This window comes from Rhodobacter ferrooxidans, assembly GCF_000176015.1.
In the GTDB taxonomy this organism is placed as follows: Bacteria; Pseudomonadota; Alphaproteobacteria; order Rhodobacterales; family Rhodobacteraceae; genus Pseudorhodobacter_B; species Pseudorhodobacter_B ferrooxidans.
In genome coordinates this window covers 2,501-5,621 of record NZ_ACYY01000039.1, presented here as the reverse complement: position 1 = coordinate 5,621, position 3,121 = coordinate 2,501, and the positions used below count along the sequence as shown (strand labels likewise).

The 3,121-nt window shown below is 54.2% G+C and carries 1 tRNA gene and 2 rRNA genes (1 of these 3 only partly in view); all 3 read right to left on the bottom strand.

Annotated features, from left to right (window positions below):
* Positions 1-6: 6 nt before the first annotated feature.
* Positions 7-83 (bottom strand) — tRNA-Met (locus tag RSW2DRAFT_RS16790).
* Between the two features lie 62 nt (positions 84-145).
* A 5S ribosomal RNA gene (gene rrf / locus RSW2DRAFT_RS16785) occupies positions 146-260 on the bottom strand.
* Between the two features lie 138 nt (positions 261-398).
* Positions 399-3,121: ribosomal RNA gene (locus RSW2DRAFT_RS16780) — 23S ribosomal RNA — on the bottom strand; it runs 110 nt beyond the window's last position.

The following is a 3,121-nucleotide window of genomic DNA, read 5'->3' as shown; positions in this document are numbered from 1 at the left end:
TTATTTTGGTTGCGGGGACAGGATTTGAACCTGTGACCTTCAGGTTATGAGCCTGACGAGCTACCGGGCTGCTCTACCCCGCGACGGTGCCCAAGGCTGTTGTCTTGGGGGTTATTGGTATCGTTCAGAGTCAGCTTCTTTCTAGGTTTGGCGGTGACCTACTCTCCCACGTCTTGAGACGCAGTACCATTGGCGCGACGGCACTTAACGGCCGAGTTCGGGATGGGATCGGGTGTTTTGCTCGTGCTATGACCACCAAACCGAGGAAGAAGCTGCAACATCAGGGGTTGTTCTGTCCTGTCGCGGTTGCGTCAGGTTTCAGGACAACGGTTGTTCCAAGTCATTGGTGCTTTTGACGATCTTTATGAGCGAGGTTTTGAGCCTTGCTGTTTCTGGATCAAATCAAGCCTATCGGGCAATTAGTACCGGTCAACTGAATGCATTGCTGCACTTACATCTCCGGCCTATCGACGTGGTGGTCTTCCACGGCCCTCAGGGAGACCTTGTTTTGAAGGGGGCTTCCCGCTTAGATGCCTTCAGCGGTTATCCTGTCCGAACATAGCTACCCAGCACTACCGTTGGCACGATAACTGGTCCACCAGTGGTTCGTTCACCCCGGTCCTCTCGTACTAGGGGCAACTCTTCTCAAGTCTCCTACACCCACGGCAGATAGGGACCGAACTGTCTCACGACGTTCTAAACCCAGCTCACGTACCTCTTTAAATGGCGAACAGCCATACCCTTGGGACCTGCTCCAGCCCCAGGATGAGATGAGCCGACATCGAGGTGCCAAACGATGCCGTCGATATGGACTCTTGGGCATCATCAGCCTGTTATCCCCAGCGTACCTTTTATCCGTTGAGCGATGGCCCTCCCACTTGGGACCACCGGATCACTATGACCGACTTTCGTCTCTGCTCGACTTGTCAGTCTTGCAGTCAGGCAGGCTTATGCCATTGCACTCAACGACCGATTTCCGACCGGTCTGAGCCTACCTTCGCGCGCCTCCGTTACGATTTGGGAGGCGACCGCCCCAGTCAAACTCCCCACCACGCAGGGTCCCGGACCCGGATAACGGGCCGCGGTTAGACATCAAGAATGCGAAGGGTGGTATCTCAAGGGAGGCTCCACGAGGACTAGCGTCCCCGCTTCGATGCCTACCACCTATCCTGCACATCACATTCCTGATGCCAGTGCGAAGCTGGAGTAAAGGTGCATGGGGTCTTTCCGTCTAACCGCGGGAAGTGTGCATCTTGACACACAGTTCAATTTCGCTGAGTCCACATCAGAGACAGCGGGGAGATCGTTACGCCATTCGTGCAGGTCGGAACTTACCCGACAAGGAATTTCGCTACCTTAGGACCGTTATAGTTACGGCCGCCGTTTACTGGGGCTTCAATTCAGAGCTTGCACCCCTCCTTTTAACCTTCCAGCACCGGGCAGGCGTCAGACCCTATACGTCGTCTTACGACTTCGCAGAGCCCTGTGTTTTAAGTAAACAGTCGCCACCCCCTAGTTTGTGCCCCCCACCCATACTTGCGTACAAGTGGGGCCTCCTTCTCGCGAACTTACGGAGGCATTTTGCCGAGTTCCTTTGATGTGGTTCTCTCAAGCGCCTTGGTATACTCTACCAGTCCACCTGTGTCGGTTTAGGGTACGGTCTCATGAAGGGCTATTTCCAGGAACCTCTGAGCAGCCCACCCAATCCGATAAGGGCAAACTACCTTTGAGATCCGTCACATCCTTCTGGCCCAGGAATATTAACCTGGTTCCCATCGACTACGCCTTTCGGCCTCGCCTTAGGGGCCGGCTTACCCTGCTCAGATTAGCTTTAAGCAGGAACCCTTGGACTTACGGCGACAGGGTCTCTCACCCTGTTTGTCGCTACTCATGTCAACATTCTCGCTTCTGATCTCTCCACCGGATGCCTTACAGCCCGGCTTCACAGAAAGCTTCGCGTGTTCATCCCCGCCTTGCGGCGGTTAAAACACATGAAGCTATATCACAGAACGCTCCGCTACCACGTGCATTGCTGCACATCCTGAGCTTCGGCTCGTGGTTTGAGCCCCGTTACATCTTCGCCGCAGGACAGCTTATCTAGACCAGTGAGCTGTTACGCTATCTTTAAAGGATGGCTGCTTCTAAGCCAACCTCCTGGTTGTTTTGGCCGTCCCACATGCTTTCCCACTTAACCACGAATTAGGGGCCTTAGCTGCAGGTCAGGGTTGTTTCCCTCTTCACGACGGACGTTAGCACCCGCCGTGTGTCTCCCGGATAGTACTCATCGGTATTCGGAGTTTGCTTAGGTTCAGTAAGGCTGTGGGCCCCCATCACCCATGCAGTGCTCTACCCCCGATGGTATTCGTCCGAGGCGCTACCTAAATAGCTTTCGCGGAGAACCAGCTATCTCCAGGTTTGATTGGCCTTTCACCCCTAGCCACACGTCATCCAGACCCTTTTCAACGGGTGTTGGTTCGGACCTCCAGCACGTGTTACCGTGCCTTCATCCTGCACATGGCTAGATCACCTGGTTTCGGGTCTGATCCCAGTAACTCATTCGCCCATTTAAGACTCGGTTTCCCTGCGCCTACACCTAGCGGCTTAAGCTTGCTACTGAGACCAAGTCGTTGACCCATTATACAAAAGGTACGCCGTCAGGACTGATGTCCCTCCGACTGCTTGTAGGCGTCCGGTTTCAGGTACTGTTTCACTCCCCTCGTCGGGGTGCTTTTCACCTTTCCCTCACGGTACTGGTTCGCTATCGGTCAGTAAGGAGTACTTAGCCTTCGGGGGTGGTCCCCCGATCTTCAGACAGGATTTCACGTGTCCCGCCCTACTTGATATGTCTTCTTGAGCTTCCTGTACGGGGCTGTCACCCTGTATCGCTGGCCTTTCCAGGCCATTCCAGTCACTTTCCGAAGATCGGCTGGTCCGCGTTCGCTCGCCACTACTAACGGAGTCTCTCTTGATTTCCTTTCCTCCGGGTACTTAGATGTTTCAGTTCCCCGGGTTTGCTCTTATTCCCCTATGTATTCAGGGATAAGTACCTGTTTCACCCCATTGTTGATACCCGCAAAGGTAACAACAACAGAATGTCAGGTGGGTTTCCCCATTCGGACAT